The 23,905-nt window shown below is 61.8% G+C and carries 19 protein-coding genes; 10 read left to right on the forward strand and 9 right to left on the reverse strand.

Translation table 11 applies throughout. The features are described 5' to 3' along the window. Positions 1-299: 299 nt before the first annotated feature. On the reverse strand, positions 300-1,646 hold the full coding sequence (nhaA, locus tag HCF10_RS27170) for a Na+/H+ antiporter NhaA (protein WP_145336896.1): 1,347 nt from the start codon (positions 1,644-1,646) through the stop codon (positions 300-302). A gap of 238 nt (positions 1,647-1,884) precedes the next feature. On the opposite strand from nhaA, the gene HCF10_RS27175 reads away from it, so the two are divergent. Together HCF10_RS27175 and HCF10_RS27180 are read left to right on the forward strand one after the other, a co-directional pair. Beyond that, positions 1,885-3,765, forward strand: a complete 1,881-nt coding sequence (locus tag HCF10_RS27175) for a DUF294 nucleotidyltransferase-like domain-containing protein (RefSeq protein WP_131697492.1) — start codon at positions 1,885-1,887, stop codon at positions 3,763-3,765. Further along, positions 3,762-4,484: a 3'-5' exonuclease gene (locus HCF10_RS27180; protein WP_167656784.1), complete on the forward strand. Its 723-nt coding sequence runs from the start codon at positions 3,762-3,764 to the stop codon at positions 4,482-4,484. Before HCF10_RS27175 ends, HCF10_RS27180 begins: the two co-directional genes overlap by 4 nt. Positions 4,485-4,542: 58 nt before the next feature. On the opposite strand, the gene HCF10_RS27185 is transcribed toward HCF10_RS27180, so the two are convergent. From HCF10_RS27185 to pilG, 7 genes are all read right to left on the reverse strand, one after another. Next, a complete protein-coding gene (locus HCF10_RS27185) occupies positions 4,543-6,213 on the reverse strand; it encodes a BCCT family transporter (protein ID WP_145336898.1) in 1,671 nt (556 codons plus the stop codon). A gap of 162 nt (positions 6,214-6,375) precedes the next feature. Continuing rightward, positions 6,376-6,831 carry a chemotaxis protein CheW gene (locus HCF10_RS27190; protein WP_131697493.1) on the reverse strand — a complete coding sequence of 152 codons (456 nt, stop codon included), beginning with the start codon at positions 6,829-6,831 and terminating at the stop codon, positions 6,376-6,378. Continuing rightward, complete coding sequence (locus HCF10_RS27195) at positions 6,824-12,646, reverse strand: Hpt domain-containing protein (protein WP_167656785.1); 5,823 nt, start codon at positions 12,644-12,646, stop codon at positions 6,824-6,826. The genes HCF10_RS27190 and HCF10_RS27195 overlap by 8 nt, the downstream gene beginning before the upstream one ends. 114 nt (positions 12,647-12,760) lie before the next feature. Further along, positions 12,761-14,812 (reverse strand): methyl-accepting chemotaxis protein, encoded by a 2,052-nt coding sequence (locus HCF10_RS27200; RefSeq protein ID WP_131697495.1) that lies wholly within the window; start codon positions 14,810-14,812, stop codon positions 12,761-12,763. Beyond that, complete coding sequence (locus HCF10_RS27205; RefSeq protein WP_131697496.1) at positions 14,809-15,333, reverse strand: chemotaxis protein CheW; 525 nt, start codon at positions 15,331-15,333, stop codon at positions 14,809-14,811. The genes HCF10_RS27200 and HCF10_RS27205 overlap by 4 nt, the downstream gene beginning before the upstream one ends. 12 nt (positions 15,334-15,345) lie before the next feature. Next, complete coding sequence (gene pilH, locus HCF10_RS27210; RefSeq protein ID WP_034116227.1) at positions 15,346-15,711, reverse strand: twitching motility response regulator PilH; 366 nt, start codon at positions 15,709-15,711, stop codon at positions 15,346-15,348. 46 nt (positions 15,712-15,757) lie between these two features. After that, positions 15,758-16,165 (reverse strand): twitching motility response regulator PilG, encoded by a 408-nt coding sequence (gene pilG, locus HCF10_RS27215; protein WP_027606081.1) that lies wholly within the window; start codon positions 16,163-16,165, stop codon positions 15,758-15,760. 239 nt (positions 16,166-16,404) lie between these two features. Here pilG and gshB point away from each other — a divergent pair, with 239 nt between their 5' ends. The 7 genes from gshB (at position 16,405) to HCF10_RS27250 (ending at position 22,322) form a co-directional block, all read left to right on the forward strand. Then, positions 16,405-17,358: a glutathione synthase gene (gene gshB / locus HCF10_RS27220; protein WP_167656786.1), complete on the forward strand. Its 954-nt coding sequence runs from the start codon at positions 16,405-16,407 to the stop codon at positions 17,356-17,358. Positions 17,359-17,435: 77 nt separating this feature from the next. Continuing rightward, complete coding sequence (locus HCF10_RS27225; RefSeq protein ID WP_167656787.1) at positions 17,436-18,341, forward strand: energy transducer TonB; 906 nt, start codon at positions 17,436-17,438, stop codon at positions 18,339-18,341. 88 nt (positions 18,342-18,429) lie between these two features. After that, entirely contained in the window at positions 18,430-18,999 is a 570-nt protein-coding gene (locus tag HCF10_RS27230) for a YqgE/AlgH family protein (RefSeq protein WP_090401661.1), read from the forward strand. Then, entirely contained in the window at positions 18,999-19,436 is a 438-nt protein-coding gene (gene ruvX, locus HCF10_RS27235) for a Holliday junction resolvase RuvX (RefSeq protein WP_005792259.1), read from the forward strand. The genes HCF10_RS27230 and ruvX overlap by 1 nt, the downstream gene beginning before the upstream one ends. A gap of 82 nt (positions 19,437-19,518) precedes the next feature. After that, entirely contained in the window at positions 19,519-20,025 is a 507-nt protein-coding gene (pyrR, locus tag HCF10_RS27240) for a bifunctional pyr operon transcriptional regulator/uracil phosphoribosyltransferase PyrR (protein ID WP_131697498.1), read from the forward strand. A 24-nt stretch (positions 20,026-20,049) separates the two neighbouring features. Continuing rightward, complete coding sequence (locus HCF10_RS27245; protein ID WP_131697499.1) at positions 20,050-21,054, forward strand: aspartate carbamoyltransferase catalytic subunit; 1,005 nt, start codon at positions 20,050-20,052, stop codon at positions 21,052-21,054. Further along, the gene (locus HCF10_RS27250) at positions 21,051-22,322 is read left to right on the forward strand and encodes a dihydroorotase (RefSeq protein WP_131697500.1); all 1,272 of its coding nucleotides are present in this window, start codon (positions 21,051-21,053) and stop codon (positions 22,320-22,322) included. The genes HCF10_RS27245 and HCF10_RS27250 overlap by 4 nt, the downstream gene beginning before the upstream one ends. A gap of 53 nt (positions 22,323-22,375) precedes the next feature. On the opposite strand, the gene HCF10_RS27255 is transcribed toward HCF10_RS27250, so the two are convergent. Further along, entirely contained in the window at positions 22,376-22,804 is a 429-nt protein-coding gene (locus HCF10_RS27255) for an NINE protein (protein ID WP_131697501.1), read from the reverse strand. Positions 22,805-23,054: 250 nt separating this feature from the next. On the opposite strand from HCF10_RS27255, the gene HCF10_RS27260 reads away from it, so the two are divergent. Then, positions 23,055-23,693: a C40 family peptidase gene (locus HCF10_RS27260; RefSeq protein WP_167656788.1), complete on the forward strand. Its 639-nt coding sequence runs from the start codon at positions 23,055-23,057 to the stop codon at positions 23,691-23,693. The last annotated feature ends 212 nt before the right edge of the window (positions 23,694-23,905 follow it).

The raw sequence follows: 23,905 nt of genomic DNA on the forward strand, positions 1-23,905 counted from the left end.
GGCTGATCTGCTCCAGCGCCCGATCCACCAACAACTGCCCCAACTCGACACCCAGCAGGTCCGAAGACCTCCTGCGCGCAGCCGCCATAAAGCAGCGAGCACAAAAAACGCCCGTTGGTTGGCTGGGCGTTTGTACGCCTAAACAGTTCCGTCGGACTTGTAATTCCGTGTCATCGTTTTTTGCGATGACGGGTACGAAGAGCCGGCGCGCTGACAGCACGCGACAAGTTCATGCACAGCGCAAAATCCTGCTGGGAAAATCCGAGAGCCCACCCACCGGGCTCTCCCTGCGCAGATTGTCAGGCGCGCTTGCGCTGGGCCCAACCCCAACTCAATCCCAGCACGGCCGCCAGGCCGGAAGCGCACAGCACGCTCAGTTTGGCGGCGGAGAGCAGGCTGGCATCGTTGAACGCCAATGAGGCGATAAAGATCGACATGGTAAAGCCGATACCCGCGAGCAAACCCACCAGCACCACGCCGGACCACGTCACACCCTGCGGCAACTGGCACAACCGCGATTTGACCAGCAGCCCGCAGGCCAGGATGACACCGACCGGCTTGCCCACCACCAATGCCAGGATCACCGCGATGAAGACGTGCTGGGACATCACCTCGTCGAGGTTTGCGCCGGCCAGGTTCACCCCGGCGTTGGCCAGGGCAAACAACGGCATGATGCCGAACGCGACCCAGGGATGCAGCGCGGTCTGGATACGCTGCACGGGCGAGAGCATTTCGCGCTGCGCCTGGCGTATCTGCTTGAGGGGTTGATGCACCGCCTGCGGGTCCTGGCCCTTTGCAGAAAACTTGTCGACCAATTCGTGGAAGTTGCGCTGCAGGCTTTCCAGTGGTCGCTCGCGCATCGGCATCGAGCGCACCGGGCTCATCAGGCCGAGCAGCACGCCGGCCAGCGTGGGATGTACGCCGGTCTTGAGCAGACCGTACCAGACGATCGCACCTGGCAGGATGTACAGCACCATCTTGCTGATCCCCATGCGCTGGAACAACAGGACCATCAGCACCCCGCCCAAGGCAATCACGACGCCGCTCAAATCGAGGCTGGCGGTGTAGAACAGCGCGATGATCAGGATGGCGACGATGTCATCGATAATCGCCAAGGCCAGCAACAGAATGCGCACGCCGCCGGGAATTGACTTGCCCAACAACGCCAGCACGCCCACCGCAAAGGCGATGTCCGTCGCGGTCGGCACGGCCCAGCCATGGCTGGCCTCAGTGCCGTGGTTGATCGCCAGGTAAATGAGGGCCGGTACCACCACGCCCCCCAAGGCTGCACCCAGCGGCAAGACGGCCATCTTGAAACTGGCCAAGGCACCTTCGTGGATTTCCTGGCGTATCTCAGCCCCAACCACCAGGAAGAAAATCGTCATCAGACCGTCGTTCACTAGAAAGTGCAGCGACCTGGAAACACTCCACTCGCCAAAACCCAGGGTTATCTGGGTATGCCAAAGGTGTTCATAGCTGGCGGCATAAGGACTGTTGGCCCAGGTCAGGGCCACAAGGGCCGCCACCAGTAGCGCGATACCGCTGACCGCTTCGATATGGGAAAACCGCTCCAGAGCAGACAGGGCACGCTCGGCCAAGACTTGCGGACGGGGAATGGTGGGCGATAGCGGTTTTTTTTCAGGCACGGGTGCACTCCGATGGCGGCCCGACCAACGCTTGAATTTAACCTGCAATGCGCAACACGCGACACCGCACCCGCAGCGATGATATGAAGCCGAGGCAGCCGGTGCAAACCCTATGAGGCGTCTCGAATGCAACGTTGGCGGATGCGCCACTTAATCGGCAACGGATCACAAATGGTAAGGTTGGGAACGTCGGCCATTTGAGACGGCTTTTTTCCCTTACTTTCATCTCCGAGGTTCCATGCAGATCGAGTTACAGGAGATTCGCGACCACCTTCACCGTTTCCCGCCTTTCGATGCGCTGCCGCTTGAATCGCTCGAGGCTATCGCCCGGCGCATCGAGGTCAGTTACTTCAAGGCAGGCGCCGACATTCTTGAAGCGGGCGCGGTTGTCCAGCATCTGCATTACGTGCGCAGCGGCGCCGTGGAAATCTACCGACGCAACGGCGAGCTCTATAACCGCCTGGTCGAGGGCGATCTCTTCGGCCAGGCTGGCTTGTTGCGCAGCAATAAAGTGCGTTTTCCGGCCAAGGCGCTGGAAGACAGCCTGATCTACTTTATCCCCGCCGAGTTGTTCGCCGAATTGTGCGCACAACACGATACCTTTGCGGACTTCGTCGAAGCCGAAGGGCACTCCCGACTTAAGAGCGCAGTGGAGTCCCAGGGACGGGCGAGCGAGCTGATCCAGCTGAAAAGTCGCGCGCTGATCTCGCGCTCCCTGGTGTGGGTGAGCGCCGACACATCCGTGCACGAAGCCGCCAAGGTGATGACCGAGCAAAGCGTTTCATGCGTCGTCGTGATGGCGCCTGGCGACGGGCCGCACGCCAAGATGGTGGGCCTTGTGACCGACCGCGACCTGCGCACCCGCGTAGTCGCAGCGGCGCGCAGCGACACCGCCACCGCGATCAGCGAGGTCATGACCTCCGATCCCGCAGCGATACAAGCTGACGATTCGGTGTTCGAAGCCATGCTGGTGATGCTGCGCCGCAATATTCATCACCTGCCGGTGATGCACAAGGGCCGCACCCTGGGGCTGATCAACTTGTCGGACATCATCCGCTACGAATCCCAGAGCAGCCTGTACCTGGTCAATCGCATCTCCAACCAAACCTCGGTCGAAGGCCTGCGCGAACTGCTGCGCGATCTACGCGGCACTTATATCCGCATGGTGCGTGATGGCGCTACCGCGCACATGATCGGCAGCGCTATTTCCGGTATCGGCCGAGCGTTCACCCAGCGCCTGCTGGAGCTGGCCGAAAAGCGGCTGGGACCGCCGCCGGTACCGTACTGCTTCATGGTGCTGGGCTCGATGGCACGCGATGAGCAATTGCTGGTCACCGATCAGGACAACGCCCTGGTGCTCGACGACAGCTTCGACCCGGCACTGCACGACGAGTATTTTCGCAGCCTCGCCGCCTTTGTCAGCGACGGCCTCGCGGCGTGCGGTTACAGCTATTGCAAAGGTGGCATCATGGCGACTAACGATCAGTGGCGTCAGCCGCTACGCGTGTGGCGTGCCTACTTTGAGCAATGGATAGAAAAGCCCAACCCCGCCACGCTGCTCAATAGCTGCATCTTTTTCGACCTGGACGGCGTGTATGGTCAGCTTGAACTGGTGCAGACACTCAAAACGCTGTGCGCGCAAAAATCCAGTCGACATCCAGCGTTTCTGCATGCCATGGCGCGCATTGCCCTGAACCGCACGCCACCCTTGGGGTTTTTCCGCACGTTCGTGGTCGAAACGGATGGGCGGCAAAAACGCATCATCAATCTCAAGGGGCGCGGCACCGCGCCGCTCACCGACCTGATTCGCATCCATGCCCTGGCCTGTGCCAGCACCGCGCAGAACTCGCTTGACCGGCTTGAGGCGATCAGCAGCACCCAACTGATACAACCGGAAGCCGTCGAGCATCTACGTTATGCCCTGGAGTTTCTTTCCATGGTGCGCATCCGCCACCAGGCTGAAGCCATGGAACAAGGCGAAACGCCAGACAACTACATCGAGCCGGAGCGTTTTTCCTCCAGCGAGCGGCATAACCTCAAGGAAGCTTTCCAAGTGTTGAGCAATGCGCAGAGCTTCCTGCGGTTTCGCTATCCGGCAAAAGGACGGCCAAACCCGTGAAGCATTCTTCAACGCCTGGGCCTTACACGCATCAGGATTGGGCGAGCCGGTTCCGGACCCTGGCGCAGGAAGCACGCCATCCGAGCCTGCAAAAATTCTATCGCGCCGGGACGGTCGCACCGCAGACGCCGATAGAACAGGTGCAACTGTTGGCCATGGATGTGGAAACCACCGGCCTCAACCCCAACGCGCACAACATTGTGAGCATCGGCCTGATCCCATTTACGCTCAAGCGCATACGCTGTGGGCAAGCGCTCTACTGGGTCATCAAACCGCCGTCAGAGTTGAACGAACACTCGGTGACGTTCCATCACATTACTCATTCGGACGTATTGCATGCGCCCCCGTTGTCCGAGGTGCTGGACGCATTGCTCGAAGCCATGGCCGGCAATGTAATGGTGGTGCATTACCGGAATATCGAACGCGGTTTTCTGGACCAGGCACTGCGCCGCCAGTTGGGCGAGGGCCTGCAATTTCCGGTCATCGATACTATGCAACTGGAAGCGCGCATGCACCGTGGCAACCGAAGCTGGCTTGACCGGCTGCTGCGCCGTGCGCAGCCATCGATCAGGCTCGCCGATAGCCGCGAGCGCTATCATCTGCCCAGCTATCACGCCCACCACGCGCTCACCGATGCGCTGGCCGCAGCGGAATTGCTCCAGGCGCAGATCGCCCATCACTACTCGTCCGACACGCCGATCCAGACGCTATGGGATTGAAGCACCGCGCCCAAAAAAAGGTGCGCCCTGAGCGCACCTTTTATTCACAGCGTTAAATTCAGGACCTTGGTTCCGACATCAGCCCCTTGACCAGGGAAATACAGCCCAGCATCAGCACGATGGCGAACGGCAGGCCCGTGGAAACCGCCATGGCCTGCAGCGCAACCAGACCGCCGCCAAGCAACAAGGCAATGGCGATCACGCCTTCGATGACCGCCCAGAACACGCGCTGCGGTACCGGCGCGTCAACCTTGCCGCCTGCCGTAATGGTGTCAATCACCAACGAACCGGAGTCTGAAGAGGTGATGAAGAACACGATGACCAGGATAATCCCCAGGAACGAGGTGATTTCCTTGAGCGGTAAATGCCCCAGCATGGCGAACAGCTTGAGCTCCAGCACGGCATCCTTGACGCCCATGAAGCCTTGGAGCGTGGTCTGGTCAATGGCGGTGCCGCCGAAGGTGGTCATCCACAATACCGACACCAGCGAAGGCACCAACAGCACCGAGATCAGGAACTCACGCACGGTACGGCCACGGCTCACGCGGGCGATGAACATACCGACAAACGGTGACCAACTGATCCACCAGGCCCAGTAGAACGCAGTCCAACCCTGGGTGAACTCAGTGTCGGTGCGGCCGAAGGGGTTGGACAGCGCAGGCAGGTACTCGGCGTAAGTCACCAGGTTGTGGAAGAAACCGCTGAAGATAGCCAGGGTCGGGCCCACGATGATGATAAACAGCAACAGCAGCAAGGCCAGCCCCATGTTGATCTGGGACAGCATCTTGACGCCCTTGTCGAGGCCGGACAGCACCGACCACAGGGCGATCAGCGTGATGCCGATAATCAGCACCACCTTGCTCAGGTTCGTCGACTGGATACCAAACAGGTATTCGATACCCGCAGCCGCCTGTTCCGCGCCGATCCCCAAGGATGTCGCGAGGCCGAACAAGGTAGCGAACACGGCCAGGATATCAATGATATGCCCCGGCCAGCCCCACACACGCTCACCCAGCAACGGGTAGAAAATCGACCGTATCGACAGCGGCAAACCCTTGTTATACGAAAACAGCGCCAACGACAGCGCGACAATCGCATAGATCGCCCAAGGGTGCAGGCCCCAGTGGAATATGGTCGCGGCCATTGCCAGGTCGGCGGATGCCTTCATATCCCCCGCGGCACCGCCCAGCGGCGCCCAATCGGTGCGCACACCGTTGGGATCAAGGGTCACACCGCCCATCGACGCCGCATAATGCGACATGGGTTCAGCGACCCCGTAGAACATCAAGCCAATGCCCATGCCGGCGGCAAACAGCATTGAAAACCAGCCCACGTACGAATGGTCCGGCTTCGCGTCCCGGCCCCCGAGGCGAACCTTGCCCAGCGGTGAAACGATCAGCGCAAAGCACAGCACCACGAAAATATTGGCCACACTCATGAAGAACCAGGCCAGGTGAGCGGTCAACCAATTGCGTATCGCACTGAACAGCGGCTCGACTTCGTTCTGCAAGGCCAGCGTCAGGATGACGAACAGCACGATCGTCGCCGCCGAAATAATGAAGACCTTGCCATGGATATCCAGCGAAAAAGAAAACTCGCCTTTGATGTTGTCTTGCCCGATTACATAATCGGTATCAATCAGGTTGGCGGCCCCGCTCGGAGCAGGGATACCCTCCTCGCCCGAGGAATGAGAGTTGGCTGGTAGATCAGCCATAGGTTTTTCAGCCATACAGGCCTCCTTGAAAGTGGCGTGCGGTCGTGCGCACCCTTATCTGCTCCGCTGTTCCTATGGTTAACGAGAGATGCTAGGCGAACATCCTACAAGCTTCGCCGCACATATGTGCAAACACACTTCAAGACTTATCGATAATCAGGACCGGATCGCCGCGCCTCAAGCCAGCCCAGACTCGACCAGTAACGCCTCCAACCCCATCAAATCCGGCACCTTCGCCACATGCTCCCCCACCTGCACCGCTGCCAGTTCCAATGGGCACAGCGGCACGTCCACATAGCTCAATTCGCTGTCGAGCTTGTACGAGCGCGGAATTCCCTGGATCACCACTGCAATAAACTTCAACGTCGGCCGCCCGCCCAGCGCATTCAACACCACGATCCGCGAGCGTTCGCCGGTCACGCTGGCCTCGCCGCACACCGCTTCAAAGCTGATCAACGGGATTTGCCGATCCCGCCACGTCACTTGCCGCAAATACCACGGCGGTGCGTCGCTGGCCGGTTCGCCGCGTTGGAAGTCGATCAACTCGGCGATGGCGACGTTGGGCAGTACCAGGTGGCGGTCGGCCAGGGGCAGGAGCAGGCCGGTGAGTTGGCTGGTGCGGTGGTCAAGCACGGGATTTGCTCCAGTAGGCGATGCTCTCGAGCAGCACCGATTCCTGGTACGGCTTGCCCAGGTAGTCGTTGACGCCGATGGCCATGGCACGGTCGCGGTGTTTCTGGCCGGTGCGGGAGGTGATCATGATGATCGGCAGGCGCATCAGCCGGGGGTCGTTGCGCACATGGATGGCGACTTCGAAGCCGTCCATGCGCGGCATTTCGATGTCGAGCAGCATCAGGTCGGGCGTATGTTCCTCGAGCACGGCCAGGGCGTCGATGCCGTCTTTAGCGGTGAGTACGTTCATGCCGTTGCGCTCCAGCAGGCGGCTGGTGACTTTGCGCACGGTGACCGAGTCGTCCACCACCAGCACCAGCAGCGGGCGCTTTTTCAGCGGGTCGTTGAGAATCAACGGAGCATCCACCGGCTGCGCCGGCAAGGCCGGTTGCCGGGCGCGGATATGCGCCAGCAAGTCGATAATCAAGACCACGCGCCCATCACCCAGGATGGTCGCGCCGGACAACCCCTGCACCCCGGAAAATTGCGGACCCAGGCCCTTGACCACAATCTCCCGGGTGCCGGCCATGGCGTCCACATGCACCGCTACGCGGCGCTCATTGCACTGCACCAGCAACACCGGCACGGGTTGATATTGGCCCAATAGTTTCGGGCGGCCGACGGTGTGCAGTAGGTCACCCAGGTAAAACAACTCGTAGCGTTGGCCGGCATATTCATAACGCGGCGGATCCTGCTGGTAGTGCCCCGCCAGTTCATGGGGCAGCACACGCACCAACCCTTCGATGGTATTGAGCGGGATCGCGTATTGGTCGTCTGCGCACTGCACCATCAACGCCCGGTTGACCGACACGGTAAACGGCAGGCGAATGCGAAAGTGCACGCCCTCCCCCGGCGTCGAGTCAATGACCATCGAGCCACCGAGCTGGCGCACTTCTTCGTGCACCACGTCCATGCCCACGCCACGCCCGGAAATCTGCGTGATCTTTTCCGCGGTGGAGAACCCCGGCTGCAGGATGAACTGCAACACATCACGGTCGCTCATCTCTTGATGAGGGGCGAGCAAACCGCGCTTGATCGCCTTGCGCCGCACCGCTTCCAGAGGCACACCGGCACCGTCGTCGCGCATGTCGAAAACGATATCGCCGCCTTCGTGGGTCAGGTCCAGGGTGATGCGGCCCTTCTCCGGTTTGCCGGCCAGCAACCGCGCATCGCGGGATTCCAAGCCATGGTCGACGGCGTTGCGCAGCATGTGTTCCAGCGGCGCCGCCATGCGCTCCAGCACGTTGCGGTCCATCTCGCCCTCGGCATTGCCGACGATGAACTCCACGTCCTTGCCCAACTCGCCCGCCACCTGGCGCACGATGCGTTTAAGGCGCGGCAGCATGCGCTCGAAGGGCACCATGCGCGTGCGCATCAGGCCTTCCTGCAACTCGGTATTGATGCGCGCCTGTTGCTGCAACAGGTCATGGGCATCTTCGTTGCGGCGGTCGAGGGTGTCCTTGAGGTCGAGCAGGTCGGAGGCGGATTCGGACAGCGCCCGGGACAGTTGCTGCAACTGCGAATGACGGTCCATTTCCAGCGGGTCGAATTCTTCGTAGCCCAGGCGCTCGGCCTCGGCCTGTTGACGGCTGAGAATGCGCCCCTGGGTTTCGGTATCGAGGCGACGCAGTTGGTCGCGCATACGCTCGATGGTGGTTTCCACTTCATGCAGGGCAATGCGCGCGTCGTTGACTTGCTGCTCGATACGGCCACGAAAGATCGACGTTTCCCCCGCCAGATTGACCAGGTCGTCGAGCAGGTCGGCGGAGATTTTCACCATGTCGGCGGCGGGATCAACCACCGCATCGGCCTTGCCTGCGGGCAACGCCAATGGCACCACTGGCTCATCGCTGGGGTGAACCAGGCTCTTGATCCTTTCGATAAGCCTGTCCACCGAGCCCACCGGCAGCCCATCCGCCACGGCGTCGATCATCTGTGCCAGGCGGTCGTGGCAACCTTGCAGCAACGCGAACAGTTCGGCGGACGGCGCGAGCAAACCGGCGGACAGCCCTTCGTAGAGAAATTCCAGCTCATGGGCCAGGTCACCAATCGGTCCGATCTCGACCATGCGTGCGCCGCCCTTGAGGGTGTGCAAATCACGCAGCAGGGTTTCCACTTCCTGGCGATTGTTCGGCTCGGCCTGCCAGCGCAGCAAGGCGCTGCCGGAGCTGTCGAGAATGTCGGCGGCTTCTTCGAGGAAGATGTCCAGCAACTCCGGGTCGGTGCCCGGCGTTTCCGCAGGTGGGGCGGCCTGTGCAGCCGGCATGCCGCCCTGGCGTAGCGCGCGCAACCTGGCGACCAGCTCGGCACTGTCGCTCAAGGGTTGATGGTGCTGCAGCTCCTCCAGTTGCAAGGCCAACCGCTCATGGCTGGCCATCAGCACCTGAGACAGCTCGCTGGAGTAGCTGTAGCGCCGATCCACAAGGCCTTCGTACAAGCACTCCAACTCATGCGCCAGGTCGCCCACCGGCCCGATGTCGGCCATGCGCGCGCCGCCCTTGAGGGTGTGCAGGTCGCGCTGCAGTGACGACAACGGCGCCGCACTCTCCGGCTCCAGCAGCCAGCGTTTCAGGGACTGCCCCGCACTGTCGAGGATATCCACGGCTTCTTCGAGGAAGATCTCCACGAGCTCATCGTCGATCGCTGTTTCATGCTGCAGTTGCGCCGTGCCGGCGCCCAGTTCAGAGATGCTCAGGGCGCGGCTGCCGTCGCTTTTGATCAGGCCGGTGGCAGCAGGGTCCAGAGCATCGTCCAACAGTTCGCGCAGGGCGTTTACGCGGGCCGGTGCAGGGATGATTTCCTGGCCGGCGGCCAATTGATCGAGCATGTTGATCAGCGCTTCATGGGCCTGCTCGGCCTCATGGAAAAACCGCTCGCTGACCGCCAGGCTGCTTTCTTCCACGGCGCCGTAGAGGTCGAGCAAGGCTTCGCAGAGTTCATCGATGGCGTGCAGGTCGGCGACGTGCGCGCCCTCCCCCAGCGTGGTCAATTCATCCAGCAACGCGGTGAGTTCCTGGCGTTCGCCGGGGTGTTGTTGCCAGCGGCGCAGCAGGCTTTCGGCGTCGAGCAGAATGTCCATGCCCTGGGCCAGGAAGTTGGCGATCAGTTGCGGGTCGCGCTTGATTCGCGAGCCCGTGTTGGGTGCGTCCAGCTGCGCGGCGAGTTGATGGTCGAGCAGGGCCTGGGTTCGGTGGATCAAGTCATCCGCCCCCTTGATCGGCACCAGGGGATCGCGGTCCAGTTGGCGCAACCCACGCTGGAACAGGCCTTCGGCTTCCAGCAGCAACTCGACTTCGTCCAGGTCCAGCGGCAGGCGATGAGCTTTGTATTCGCGGGTCAGGTGATCCAGTGGGCGTACCAGCTCGGCGATGGGCAGCACACCGGCCATGTAGGCGCTGCCCTTGAGGGTGTGCAGGGCGCGTTGCAGCTCATCGCTGACTTGCAGCGGCACATGCTCGGCGGCCTGTTGCAGGAAGTGGTTGAGGCTGTCCAGATGGCTCTGGGCTTCGTTGCGGAATATCTCCAGCAACATCGGATCGTGGGGTTCGGCGGCCGATGCGGCAGCGCCGTTGGCCCAGGCGTGGGCACGGGCGGCCAGCGCGTCGACCTCATCGCGCTGGTGTTGGTCGCCCGTCGCGAAGTCGGCGATCAATTCCGGCAGCAGGGCCACGGCGTCATCCAGCACCTGCTGTATCTCGGGGCCGAGGGCTACGCTGCGCTCGAGCACACGGTTCAGCAGGTTTTCCACGGCCCAGGCCAGCTCCGCCAGCACCAGGGCACGCACCATGCGACCGCTGCCTTTCAAGGTGTGGAAGGCGCGGCGCATTTCGCCCTGGGCAGTTTTGTCTGCGCTGTTGGGCAGGTGGCGGTGCAGCACCTCAAGGACTTCGTCGGTTTCTTCGAGGAAGACGTCGCGCAGTTCATCGTCGATGGGCGCTTCATCGGCCGGCGGCGGCAGCAGGCTACCGGGGCGTTGCAAGGCAGGCGGATTGAGGCGCGAAGTGGGGTTGGCCAGTGCGTCGAACTGGGACTGGCTGGGCGCAACCTCGCTCGACAGCGCGCCATCGGGTGCTGCCAGCGCCTGGCGCCAGGGTTTTTCGGCGGGCAGGTAGCCCAGCGCAGCCAGGCTTTGGGTGGCCAGTTCCAACACCCGTTCACCGGCTGCGTCAGGGTCCTGGAGCATGCGTTCGAGGTAGTACTCCAGGCTGCTGATCACGTCAGCGAAGTGCTCCAGTTGCACCTCCGACGGCGGGCGATCGCTGACCATCAACTGTTCGTCGACGTAATCGGTACAACCACGCATCAGGCTTGCCGCGCGGGGCAAGGGGATCATCGCCAGCGCGCCGCGCACCTGGCTCAGCAGTTCCGGCAGGGATTCCAGGCGCTGACGGTCCCAATCGGCTTCGATACAGTCGATCACCAGCTCCTTGGCTTGCCGTAGGCACTGGCAGGATTCGCGGATGACCAACTGGTGGATCTGGGTCAGGTCGGTGGTGGGCAGACGGCTTTCTTCGTGGCCTTCCGGCTCAACGGTACCGACCATTCCCGCCAGCGTCGCTTCCACATAAAGCAGCGCGCCAGCGACGTCCATCAACACCGCGTCGTTGGGCTCACGATGCCCCTGGGCCAGGCTCAATACCACGGCCAACTGGTCGATGATGACTTTGCGCGGCTGGCCAAACCCCAGCACCGCAAGGGTATCGGCAATCTGTCGCAGGGGCGCCAGCAGCGCGTCGAGGTCGCTCGTGTGCTGGCGGTCGCTGCGCACGAACAGGTCGAGGCGCTCTTTGACCCGTACCAATTCTTCACACAACGCACCGAGCACCGAGCCCATGGCGTTACGATCCGGCCCGGCGAGGCGCGCGCGTTCGGCATCCACCACCGCGCTGTCGGGCAAGGCCTCATCCAGGCTGTAGCGTTCTTTCAAACTCTGCATGCGCGGGGTCGGTCGAGTGACTTTGGCGACGTAAAACAACAAGCTCTTGAGCAGCTCATCCGGTGCCGGCTGGTTGATCCCGCCAATGCCTTGTGCCAGCAGGCGCTTGAGCTGCTTGTCGCTGGCCTTGAGCAGGCTGCGCAGTGCCGGGCTGTTGGCGACCACGCCGGTGAGCATGCCCTCGACCAGTGCCGACGCCACTTGCCACAGCGGCAACAGCGGCGCGCCCTGGCACAGCGCTTCGAGGCGCGCGAACACCCGTGCCATGTCTTCCAGGTTGCTCGGGCCGTGGTCTTCACGCAGCAGCCCGGCGAGGGCTTGTTGCAGCAGTTGGTGCCACTGGCGCAGTTGCTCCTGAACGTCGGCCGGTGCGCGCTGGGCCAGGGCGTCCTCGGGAAGCGGCGCAATCGACAGCAGTTGCGGGCTGAACAAGCTGGTCTCCGACAGCAGGCTTTCACCGCGGGCACTGCGCAGGTCGTTGAGCAGCGGCAGCACCACCAGCGGTAAATCACGGCGGGCGCTGTGCACACGGTCGAGGTACAACGGCAGTTGGCCCAGGGCCTGTTGCAGCAGGCGGATACTTTCCTCGCGCTGGCTGACCTGCCCGGCCTGGAGCGCCAGGGCCAGTTCTTCGATCTCTTCGGCCAGCAGCGCCGCGCCGTAGAACTCGACCATTTGCAGCGCGCCATGCACCTGGTGGATGGCGGCCAGGCATTGGCTGATCACGTCATCGTCGCGGGTCTCGACAAACGCATCCAGCGCCGAACGGGCCTGTTTCAGGGTTTCGGCAATGTCGCCCTTGACCCATTCGAGGGCCACGTAGTCGTGCCGATCAACCATAACTGCTCCGCTTAGAATTCGTGGGTTGCTGGTGTTCTTGAAACAAATGGAGATCACATGTGGGAGGGGCGGTGCGACGATTCGGCTTGCCCCCTCCCACATTTTGACTGCATTTCAATCATCAACCTGTTTGGCCGCAGGCAAGGTGAAACCCGACACCGACCTGCGCAACTGGCTCGCCATCTTCGCCAGGTTGCCGATGCTTTCAGCGGTGGCGGTGGAGCCCGATGACGTCTGCGTGGTGATCTGCTGGATCACGTTCATGGTCAGGGAGATCTGCCCCGCCGACGAGGTCTGTTGCTGCGCCGCGTTGGAGATGCTCTGGATCAGCGCGGCCAGGGTTTTCGACACGCCTTCGATTTCTTCCAGGGCCACCCCGGCGTCCTGGGCCAACCGTGCCCCCCGCACCACTTCGGTGGTGGTCTGTTCCATGGAGATAACGGCTTCGTTGGTGTCGGCCTGGATTGCGCGCACCAGGGTTTCAATCTGCCGCGTGGCCGCCGATGAACGCTCGGCCAGCCGCTGCACTTCATCGGCCACCACCGCAAAGCCGCGTCCGGCATCCCCGGCCATGCTGGCCTGGATCGCGGCGTTGAGGGCGAGGATATTGGTCTGGTCGGCAATGTCGTCGATCAGGCTGACGATGTCGCCAATCTCCTGGGACGACTCGCCCAGGCGCTTGATGCGCTTGGCGGTGTCCTGGATCTGTTCGCGGATGTTGTCCATGCCGTGGATGGTGTTGTGCACCACCTCGTTGCCTTTGTTGGCGATTTCTACCGAACGCTCCGCCACCGCCGAGGATTCGGCCGCGTTGGCCGATACCTGGTCGATGGATTGGGCCATCTGGTTGATTGCGGTGGAGGCTTCGGCGATCTGCTGGGCCTGATGCTCCGACGCCTGGGCCAGGTGCATGGCGGTGGCCTGCGTCTCCTGCACGGCACCCGCCACTTGCCCGGCGGTGAGGTTAATGGTGGCCACCAGGTCGCGCAGTTGGTCCACGGAATAGTTGATGGAGTCGGCGATGGTGCCGGTGAAGTCTTCAGTCACCGAGGCGGTCACGGTGAGGTCGCCGTCGGCCAGGTCTTCGATCTCATCGAGCAGGCGCATGATCGCATTCTGGTTGCGCTCGTTCTTCTCGGCGGTCTCATGCAGTTGGCGGTTGGTTTCGCGCACCATCACCAGGCCGATCAGGATGATCGAGGTCAACGCCAGCAGGCCCAGCACATACCCGCCGATGGTGTCGAAGCTGCGTCCGCTGGCCAGGTTTTCAAAACCGGTGGCCAGGTGCGAGGCTTCATCGAGCAGGGTTTGCGACAAGTTGAAAATATTGCTCGCCGAGGCGCGCACCTGGAACAGCTGCGGCGAGGTTTCGAGGATTTCATCCACGGAGCCGGAGACAAACTCGAACAGCTCGGCGATTTCCGCCAGCCGCGCACGGGCATCGTGGTCTTCGACCTGGGTGATGCGCAGCCCGGGGTTGCCGTTGAGCATGCCATTGAGCACCTGCCCGAAGCGATTGGCGTCGCGGCCAAAGGTATCGGCGGCCTGTACGGCGGTTTCGTCGCCGGCCAGCACGGTGTTGACCGCGCCCAGGATACGCTCGGCCAGCAGCGACTGGCGCTGGGCCACGGCCACTTGGCTGGCCGGCGCGCCACGTTGCAGCAGGATCTCGACGACCTTCTCCGATTCCATCTGCAATTGCGGGACGGTTTCGGCGAGGGTCGCGGCCACTTGGTGCAGGGACAGCACGGTCTGTTCGCTGGCGAGGATCGCGTCGGTGTTTTTCAGCAGCGCTTCCCAGTCCGTCTGCACCGCGCGCATTTCAGCGCGGACCGCATTGGGCGCAGCGGGCAGGCCGGTTTGCGGATCGCCTTTTTTCAGGTAACCCCAGCGTTGGGCAAAATCGTTGCGCGCTTCGCCCAACAGCTTGAATGCGGCGGCCTTGCCGGCGGCGGCCTCGGTAGCGTTCTTGGCGATGCGTTGGGACAGCACGCGCAGTTCACCGGCGTGGCCGATGTACTGTTTGTCGTAGGTGGACTGGGTGTTGAGGTACGCGAAGTTGGCGAACAGCAGCATGATGAACACGATCAGCGCGATAAACAGCACGATGATCTGTGAGCGGCTGCGTGAGCCGGCCTGGGGTTTGGGCGTAGTCGCGGTGGTCATGCGGCGACATCCATGAAGCCAGGGGCCTGAGCCAGGGCGAAGGGGCTGAAGACCTGCCACAGCGGCTCACCATCGAAGTGACCCTGGATAAACGGCGCGCTGAGGCTGGTGTTCGCCAGCAAGGCGTCTTGTGCAAAATGCTGCATCCCCACCACCTCGTCTACCAGCAGCCCGACAAACAGATCGTTGTATTCCACCACCAACACCCGCCGTTGCTTGCGCGCCTTGGACAGCTCAAGGCCAAGGAAGCCGCCCAGGTCCATCACCGGCAGCAAACGCCCGCGCAGGTTAGCAACACCCTTGACCCAGGCCTTGACCCCAGGCATTAAAGTGCAGCGTGGCTCATGCAGGACTTCGGCGACTTCGCCCATGGGCGCGACATACCAATGCTGCCCAAGGCGAAAGCCAATCCCGCTCCAGCGTTGCAGGCGGGTTTCCTGGGATGGCAGGTCGGCGGCCAGCAGCCGGCAGCGACGGTCGATGTCCAGCAGTAACTCGAAGGCGGTTTGCGACTCGGTCATGATGGCGTGCCGTCAGCCGGCCAGCACCTTGTTCAGGGTGGCGATCAGGGTTTCCTCGTCCACAGGCTTGGTCAGGTAATCCTTGGCGCCCTGGCGAGTACCCCACACCTTGTCGGTTTCCTGATCTTTAGTGGTGATGATGATCACAGGGATGTGCTCGGTTTCCTTGTCTTTGGTCAGTTGGCGCGTGGCCTGGAACCCATTGAGGCCCGGCATCACGATGTCCATCAATACCGCGTCAGGTTTTTCCTGGCGGGCAAGCGCCACGCCATCGCCGCCGTTGGCGGCCTTGAGAACCTCGTGACCATGCTTTTCGAGCATGCCGGTCAATTTGTACATTTCGGTCGGCGAATCGTCGACGATCAGAACTCGTGCCATGGTTTTCCCCGCTACATTGGTCAGCGCCGGCCCTTGTGAGGCGACGTCAGTGTGCTTGTTCCACTGCGGCGAACCCAGGCACATAGGCCTTGATCGCACTCAGCAGTTCTTCCTTGCTGAAAGGCTTGGTCAAAAACTGATCGACACCCACGATGCGCCCCTTGGCCTTGTCGAACAGGCCGTCCTTGGAGGACAGCATGATCACCGGGATCGACTTGAACACCGGGTTGTTCTTCACCAGGGCGCAGGTCTGATAGCCATCCAGGCGCGGCATCATGATGTCGACAAAGATAATGTGCGGGTGATGATCCACAATCCGGGCCAGGGCATCGAAACCGTCGATGGCCGTGATGACATCGCAGCCCACGTTCTTCAACAGCGTCTCGGCGGTGCGGCGGATCGTTTTCGAATCGTCGATTACCATCACTCTCAAGGCGTTGGAATGCTGTTCCATATCTGCTCTACCATCGCCACAGCGAATCGGTTTTCGGTGCGTACTGCCTGATGTTGCACAGGATGAGCGCCGCAGGCCTTGGATTTCAAGGGCTGCTGCGCCGTGGCAGTCTTTTTAGCACAGTCTCGGGGAGCAATCTATCGAGGCACCCGCCCGGTGGTTTTTCCTTGACCCACAACAACCGCAGCGCCACTCTGACGCCACTTTTATGCGCCCTAATTTGCTAGAGGAAATCCCCCATGAGCGTTCGCGTCGGCATTGTCATGGACCCTATCGCCAGCATTTCCTATAAAAAGGACAGCTCGCTGGCCATGCTCCTGGCCGCCCAGGCCCGCGGCTGGACCCTGTTCTATATGGAACAGCGCGACCTTTACCAGGGCGACGGCGAGGCCCGTGCACGCATGCGCCCGCTGCAGGTGTTTGCCAACCCCGAGAAGTGGTTCGAACTGCAGGACGAAATCGACAGCCCCCTGAGCGACCTCGACGTGATCCTGATGCGCAAGGACCCGCCGTTCGACATGGAGTTCGTCTATTCCACCTATCTGCTGGAGCAGGCCGAGCGCGCTGGCGTGCTGATCGTCAACAAACCCCAGAGCCTGCGCGACTGCAATGAAAAGCTGTTCGCCACGTTGTTCCCGCAGTGCACGCCACCTACCGTGGTCAGCCGCCGCGCCGATGTGCTGCGTGAATTCGCCGCCAAGCACGGCGATGTGATCCTCAAGCCGCTGGACGGCATGGGTGGCACCTCGATCTTCCGGCACCGCGCCGGCGACCCCAACCTGTCGGTGATCCTCGAAACCCTGACCGCCCTGGGCACCCAGCAGATCATGGGCCAGGCCTACCTGCCGGCGATCAAGGACGGCGACAAACGCATCCTGATGATCGACGGCGAGCCGGTGGATTACTGCCTGGCGCGTATCCCGGCGGTGGGCGAGACCCGTGGCAACCTGGCGGCCGGCGGTCGTGGCGAAGCGCGGCCGTTGTCCGACAAGGACCGCTGGATCGCCAGCCAAGTTGGTCCGACCCTGCGGGAAAAGGGTTTGCTGTTTGTTGGCCTTGACGTGATTGGTGAAAACCTCACCGAAATCAACGTCACCAGCCCGACCTGCATTCGCGAGATCGACAACGCATTTGGCACCAACATCGGTGAAATGTTGATGGCTGCCATCGAGCGCAAGCTGCAGGCCAAGTGATATAGAACAGCCGGACACACACCAACATTGCGCTATCATGCCCGACCTGTGAAACGCGCGATGTTGGTTTTCTTGTCATGACACTCCCGTCCGATCTGCCCCCCGAACTCTCCCACAGCGGCGTGCGCCCGGCTGATCGGCTCGGATTTACCCTGTTCCTGGCCGCGTTGATTCACCTGGCATTGATCCTCGGCGTGGGTTTCACCATGGTCGAGCCCAAGCAGATCACCAAGACCCTGGAAATCACCCTCGCCACGTTCAAGAGTGAAAAGAAGCCCGAGAAGGCGGATTTTCTTGCCCAGGACAACCAACAGGGCAGTGGCACCCTGGACAAAAAGGCGATTCCCAAGACTACCGAAGTGGCGCCTTTCCAGGACAACAAGGTCAATAAGGTCACACCGCCGCCGGCGCCCAATCCTGAAGTCAAACAGGCCACGCCCAAACCCACGGTGACCACCGTCGCACCCAAGCCGCAAAAAGCCCCGGTCCAGCGCGAGAAAACCAAGACCGAGCCGCAGCCGGAGCCCGTGAAGCCGGCGCCGACGTTCGATAGCTCGACACTGTCTGACGAAATTTCCAGCCTGGAGGCCGAACTGGCCCATGAACAACAGCTTTATGCCAAGCGTCCGCGCATCTATCGCTTGAACGCGGCCTCGACCATGCGTGACAAGGGCGCCTGGTATAAGGACGAGTGGCGTAAGAAGGTCGAGCGCATCGGTAACCTCAACTACCCGGAAGAGGCACGGCGCCAGCAGATTTACGGCAATTTACGCCTATTGGTGTCGATCAACCGCGACGGTACGTTATATGAAGTGCAGGTGCTGGAGTCGTCCGGCCAGCCGCTGCTGGACCAGGCCGCCCAACGCATCGTGCGCCTGGCCGCGCCCTTTGCCCCGTTTACCGGGGACTTGAACGATGTGGACCGCCTGGAAATCATCCGCACCTGGAAGTTTGCCAAGGGTGACCGCCTCTCCAGCAACTGAAAGCGCCCTCCTACAGAAAAGCCGACAGCACTGTATTCGGGTCACGTCCAGCTTGTCAGTTCGCCCCTCCAACGCCACACTAGCGGACATGAAAAATGTCAGCCCGACCTACCTCAAGCACCAATTCCTGATCGCCATGCCCCATATGGCCGACCCGAACTTTGCGCAGACCTTGACCTACATCGTCGAGCACACGGCCAATGGTGCCATGGGGTTGGTGGTGAACCGCCCGCAGGCGCTGAACCTGGCCGATATCCTTGAACAACTGCGCCCGGAGGTCGACCCACCGGCCCGTTGCCAGGGCGTACAGATCTACATCGGCGGGCCGGTGCAGACCGATCGCGGCTTTGTGCTGCACCCGACCGGACCGAAGTTCCAGGCCACGGTGGACCTGGACGGGGTCTCACTGTCCACCTCCCAGGACGTGTTATTCGCCATCGCCGACGGTGTGGGCCCTGAGCAAAGTGTGATCACCCTGGGTTACGCCGGCTGGGAAGCCGGGCAGCTGGAAGCCGAACTGGCCAGCAATGCCTGGCTGACCTGCCCGTTCGATGCCGACATCCTGTTCAACACCGCAAGCGAATTGCGCCTGGAAGCCGCCGCGGCCAAGCTGCGGGTCAACCTCAGCCTGCTGACCAGCCAGGCGGGGCACGCCTGATGGCCTTGCGTCTGATCCTCGGCTTTGACTACGGCACCAAGCAGATCGGCGTAGCGGTTGGCCAGGTGATCACCGGCCAGGCCCGCGAGCTGTGCACCCTCAAGGCCCAGAACGGCATACCGGACTGGAACCAGGTCGAAGCCCTCATTAAAGAGTGGAAGCCCGACGCCGTGGTGGTCGGCCTGCCCCTCAACATGGACGGCACCCCCAGCGACATGTGCCTGCGCGCCGAAAAGTTCGCCCGCCGCCTTAACGGCCGCTACAACCTGCCCTTCTATACCCACGATGAACGCTTGACCACCTTTGAAGCCAAGGGCGAGCGCCGCGACCGTGGCGGCCAGAAGGGCAGTTACCGAGACAACCCGGTGGACGCCATTGCCGCCGCCTTGCTGTTGCAAGGCTGGCTGGATGAAAACACTGCTTTATTTGAATCCTGACTGACGCGGCTTGCCGCGTCTTCTTACGTTTGAGCCCGGACCTTGTCGTCGCCCCGCCGCGCAAGGCCTTGAAGGAGCCACCATGAGTCTGCCAAACCCCGCCGAACTGATCCGCCAGATGGCGGTTAGCCTCAAGACGCACCTGGAACACCGTGGCATCAGCGAACCGCGCTTTATCGGTATTCGCACCGGCGGTGTGTGGGTCGCCCAAGCGTTGCTGGAAGAACTGGGCAGCGACTCACCCTTGGGTACCCTGGACGTGTCCTTCTACCGCGACGACTTCAGCCAGAACGGCCTGCACCCACAAGTGCGCCCGTCCGCCCTGCCGTTCGAGATTGAAGGCCAGCACCTGGTGCTGATCGACGACGTGCTGATGAGCGGCCGTACCATCCGCGCCGCCATGAATGAATTGTTCGATTACGGGCGCCCGGCCAGCATCACCCTGGTCTGTCTGCTGGACCTGGAGGCAGGCGAACTGCCTATCAGCCCGGACGTGGTTGGCGCCACGCTGTCCCTTGAGGCCAGCCAGCGAGTAAAATTGTCCGGTCCCACGCCGCTCGAACTCGAACTGCAAGACCTTGCCCTTTAAACCGCCTTGTAAAGAGTCCCCGCGATGACGCCTCTAGATGCCAAGCGCCCGCTGCAGCTCAATGCTCAGGGCCAGTTGCAACACTTCTTGTCCCTCGACGGTTTGCCCCGCGAACTGCTCACCGAAATCCTCGACACCGCCGACTCGTTCCTCGAAGTGGGCGGCCGGGCGGTGAAGAAAGTCCCGCTGCTGCGCGGCAAGACCATCTGCAACGTGTTCTTCGAGAACTCCACCCGTACACGGACCACCTTTGAACTGGCGGCCCAACGGCTGTCGGCCGACGTGATCACGCTGAACGTGTCCACCTCGTCGGCGAGCAAGGGCGAGACCCTGCTCGACACCCTGCGCAATCTGGAAGCCATGGCCGCCGACATGTTCGTGGTGCGCCACGGCGACTCCGGTGCCGCCCACTTCATTGCCGAGCATGTATGCCCGCAGGTGGCGATCATCAACGGCGGCGACGGCCGTCACGCCCACCCGACCCAGGGCATGCTCGACATGCTCACCATTCGTCGGCACAAGGGCAGCTTTGAAAACCTTTCGGTGGCCATCGTCGGCGACATCCTGCATTCGCGGGTGGCACGCTCGAACATGCTGGCCCTGAAAACCCTGGGTTGCCCGGACATTCGCGTGATCGCGCCGAAAACCCTGCTGCCCATCGGCGTCGAGCAATACGGCGTGAAGGTCTACACCGACATGACAGAAGGCCTCAAGGATGTGGACGTGGTGATCATGCTGCGCCTGCAGCGCGAACGCATGTCGGGGGGTCTGCTGCCGAGCGAGGGCGAGTTCTACCGCCTGTTCGGCCTGACCACCGCACGCCTGGCCGGCGCCAAGCCGGATGCCATCGTGATGCACCCGGGGCCGATCAACCGAGGCGTGGAGATTGAGTCGGCGGTGGCCGACGGTAACCAGTCGGTGATTCTCAACCAGGTCACGTATGGCATCGCCGTGCGCATGGCGGTGTTGTCCATGGCCATGAGCGGGCAAACCGCGCAACGTCAATTCGAGCAGGAGAAGGCCCAGTGAAGCTCAGCATTCTCGGCGCCCGAGTCATCGATCCGGCCAGCGGCCTGGATCACATTACCGATCTGCATCTGGAAGCCGGCAAGATCATCGCCATCGGCGCCGCCCCCCGTGATTTCAGCCCCAGCGAGACGATCGATGCCAAAGGTCTGGTGGCCGCGCCCGGCCTGGTGGACCTGAACGTCGCCCTGCGCGAGCCGGGCTACAGCCGCAAAGGCAATATCACCAGCGAGACCCGCGCGGCCGCAGCCGGTGGCGTCACCAGCCTGTGCTGCCCACCGCACACCAAACCGGTGCTCGACACATCGGCCGTGACCGAGCTGATCCTCGACCGTGCGCGCGAAGCCGGCAATTGCAAAGTGTTTCCCATCGGCGCCCTGAGCAAAGGCCTGGAAGGCGAACAACTCGCCGAACTGATTGCCCTGCGCGACGCCGGTTGCGTGGCGTTCGGCAACGGCCTGGAGAGTTTCCGCAGCACCCGCACCCTGTGCCGCGCCCTGGAATATGCGGCCACCTTCGACTTGACGGTGATCTTCCACTCCCAGGACCGCGACCTGGCCGAAGGCGGCCTGGCCCATGAAGGTGCGGTCGCCAGCTTCCTCGGCTTGCCGGGCATTCCGGAAACCGCTGAAACCGTAGCCCTGGCCCGTGACCTGCTGCTGGTGGAACAAAGTGGCGTGCGCGCGCACTTCAGCCAGCTGACCAGCGCCCGGGGCGTGGCCCTGATCGCCCAGGCCCAGGCCCGTGGCCTGCCGGTGACGGCGGACGTGGCGTTGTATCAATTGCTGCTGACGGACGAGGCGCTGATCGACTTCTCCAGCCTTTACCACGTACAACCGCCGCTGCGCACACAGGCCGATCGTGACGGTTTGCGTGCGGCAGTCAAATCCGGTGTGGTCTCGGCGATTTCCAGCCACCACCAGCCCCACGAGCGGGATGCCAAGCTGGCACCGTTTGGCGCGACAGAGCCGGGCATCAGCAGCGTGGAGCTTTTACTGCCACTGGCGATGACGTTGGTGGAAGACGGTTTGCTCGACTTGCCGACGCTGCTGGCACGCCTGAGCACCGGCCCGGCCAAGGCCTTGCGCCTGCCGGCGGGGAAACTGGCGGTAGGTGCGGCGGCAGACCTGGTGCTGTTTGACCCGGCCGGCTCCACGGTTGCCGGGGAGCACTGGCTGTCCAAAGGTGAGAACTGCCCGTTCATCGGCCATAGCCTGCCGGCGAGCGTGCGCTACACCTTGGTGGACGGGCGCATCAGCTACCAGGCTTGAGCCATAAAAAACTGTAGGAGCGAGCTTGCTCGCTCCTACAGGTTATTTATGATCTACCGGCCGCCATTGCGCTCGGCATTGCGGATCGAAACCTGGGTATTCAACGTCCAGAAGTCATACAGCACCCCCACCAGGAACAAACCGCCGGTCAGCAGGTAGATCAGTCCGGTGACCCATTTGCCCTGGTACATGCGGTGCACGCCGAATACCCCCAGAAACGCCAACAGAATCCAAGCGACGTTGTATTCGATAGGGCCAGCGGTAAAACGCAGGTCCGCTTCTCGGTCCATGGCCGGGATCAGGAACAGGTCGATCAGCCAGCCGATCCCAAGCAAACCCAGGGTGAAAAACCAGATCGTGCCGGTCACCGGTTTGCCGTAATAGAAGCGATGGGCCCCGGTAAACCCGAAAATCCAGAGCAGGTAACCGATCACCTTGCTGTGGGTGTCTTGCTGCGGACCAACCTGTTGATAGGTGTTCATGGAGTACCTCATTTGCTTCGATAGATAAATTTTTTCACTTTCTTTGTGACTTTTTTACAGGCGCCCGACGTACGGCAAATGGTATCTTCCCTCCCCTGAAAGCCTTATGCCACCTGACTTGTGTAGGACAATCGCGGCGAATCGTCGCATTTTTCCTGAGTTTGACCCCAAGGTTCAGTCGACAAACGGCCTGAGAACGACACAAAAAGCTGTTATAAAGTTGCGCGCAAACCCATAAGAGCCACGCCTAATGCGACCATTTTTCAAGACATGGCTAACCATTTGCCTATTAATGCCACTGGCCGCCCACGCCACCAATCGTGAGCAACGACTTCCAAACGTCAACGGTTTCACCCCTAAAGTCCACAGCACGCCAAGCACCGCCAAATCGGCAAAGCCGACCATCAGCCGCCCGACTCAACTGAGCAAGGCCCACGGTAAGGCAGTTCCAGGCCTGATGGCAGTCAACACCAAGCAGAGCAGCACCGTCCTCAGCCGCGCCGTAAACGTGCTGGGTACTCCTTATCGTTGGGGCGGCAGCAGCCCAAGTAAAGGGTTCGACTGCAGTGGCCTGGTGAAATATGCGTTTAACGACGTAGCCGCCGTGGATCTGCCGCGCACCTCCAACGCCATGGCCGCCGGCCATGGGCAGAAGGTTGATCGCAAGGACCTGAAACCGGGTGACCTGTTGTTCTTCAAACTGAAGAGCCGCCAGGTGAACCACGTTGCCATTTACCTGGGCAACGACCGCTTTATCCACGCACCACGTCGTGGCAAGTCGGTCAGTATCGACACGCTGAAAAAGCCGTTCTGGAACAAGAACTACGTGATTGCCAAGCGGGTTCTGCCGAAAGAGCAGAACAGCAACCTGCGGATCGTGCAACGCTGATCTTCAGCTGAAATGCAGCAGTAAATGTGGGAGGGGGCTTGCTCCCGATAGCAGTGGGTCAGGTACAGATACGCTGACTGATCCACCGCTATCGGGAGCAAGCTGAACTGGTCAAGTAATCTTGGACACTGATTAAGGTTCACGCCGCCAACCTTTCCTTCACGACCGGCGACCGGTAGTCGTTGTAGCTATGAGGCCTGCTGATGTTGTAG

Origin of the sequence: Pseudomonas sp. B14(2022), assembly GCF_012030485.1 — a bacterium.
Classification (GTDB): Bacteria; Pseudomonadota; Gammaproteobacteria; order Pseudomonadales; family Pseudomonadaceae; genus Aquipseudomonas.

What these genes read in the sequence shown, in the direction of transcription:
- HCF10_RS27175 (WP_131697492.1), top strand. Translation starts at nt 1,885, where the DNA reads ATGCAGATCGAGTTACAGGAGATTCGCGACCACCTTCACCGTTTCCCG.
- HCF10_RS27185 (WP_145336898.1), bottom strand. Translation starts at nt 6,213, where the DNA reads ATGGCTGAAAAACCTATGGCTGATCTACCAGCCAACTCTCATTCCTCG.
- HCF10_RS27195 (WP_167656785.1), bottom strand. Translation starts at nt 12,646, where the DNA reads ATGGTTGATCGGCACGACTACGTGGCCCTCGAATGGGTCAAGGGCGAC.
- HCF10_RS27200 (WP_131697495.1), bottom strand. Translation starts at nt 14,812, where the DNA reads ATGACCACCGCGACTACGCCCAAACCCCAGGCCGGCTCACGCAGCCGC.
- HCF10_RS27205 (WP_131697496.1), bottom strand. Translation starts at nt 15,333, where the DNA reads ATGACCGAGTCGCAAACCGCCTTCGAGTTACTGCTGGACATCGACCGT.
- pilH (WP_034116227.1), bottom strand. Translation starts at nt 15,711, where the DNA reads ATGGCACGAGTTCTGATCGTCGACGATTCGCCGACCGAAATGTACAAA.
- pilG (WP_027606081.1), bottom strand. Translation starts at nt 16,165, where the DNA reads ATGGAACAGCATTCCAACGCCTTGAGAGTGATGGTAATCGACGATTCG.
- gshB (WP_167656786.1), top strand. Translation starts at nt 16,405, where the DNA reads ATGAGCGTTCGCGTCGGCATTGTCATGGACCCTATCGCCAGCATTTCC.
- HCF10_RS27225 (WP_167656787.1), top strand. Translation starts at nt 17,436, where the DNA reads ATGACACTCCCGTCCGATCTGCCCCCCGAACTCTCCCACAGCGGCGTG.
- HCF10_RS27230 (WP_090401661.1), top strand. Translation starts at nt 18,430, where the DNA reads ATGAAAAATGTCAGCCCGACCTACCTCAAGCACCAATTCCTGATCGCC.
- ruvX (WP_005792259.1), top strand. Translation starts at nt 18,999, where the DNA reads ATGGCCTTGCGTCTGATCCTCGGCTTTGACTACGGCACCAAGCAGATC.
- pyrR (WP_131697498.1), top strand. Translation starts at nt 19,519, where the DNA reads ATGAGTCTGCCAAACCCCGCCGAACTGATCCGCCAGATGGCGGTTAGC.
- HCF10_RS27245 (WP_131697499.1), top strand. Translation starts at nt 20,050, where the DNA reads ATGACGCCTCTAGATGCCAAGCGCCCGCTGCAGCTCAATGCTCAGGGC.
- HCF10_RS27255 (WP_131697501.1), bottom strand. Translation starts at nt 22,804, where the DNA reads ATGAACACCTATCAACAGGTTGGTCCGCAGCAAGACACCCACAGCAAG.
- HCF10_RS27260 (WP_167656788.1), top strand. Translation starts at nt 23,055, where the DNA reads ATGCGACCATTTTTCAAGACATGGCTAACCATTTGCCTATTAATGCCA.